1 rRNA gene is annotated in these 216 nt (G+C 42.6%); it reads right to left on the bottom strand.

The features are described from left to right. Positions 1-86, bottom strand: a 5S ribosomal RNA gene (gene rrf, locus KNP72_RS15800); the annotation flags it as partial. Between the last annotated feature and the right edge of the window lie 130 nt (positions 87-216).

Genomic DNA, 216 nt, shown 5'->3' with positions numbered 1-216 from the left:
GACCCCCAACTACTTTCGGCGCTGAAGCGCTTAACTTCCGTGTTCGGCATGGGAACGGGTGTGGCCGCTTCGCTATCGCCACCAGACAAGTATTATATTAACATTATTTAGTCATAACGTCAATATATTTTAAGAGATTGTTCTCTCAAAACTGAAGACTCATCAATTCACACAAACCTTAGACTAGATCAAAGCCTCGACCGATTAGTATCATTC

This window comes from Exiguobacterium sp. s152 (assembly GCF_018618335.1).
Taxonomy (GTDB): domain Bacteria; phylum Bacillota; class Bacilli; order Exiguobacteriales; family Exiguobacteriaceae; genus Exiguobacterium; species Exiguobacterium chiriqhucha.
Note: the sequence above shows the minus strand (reverse complement) of the source record. Positions and strands in the feature narration are given on the sequence as shown.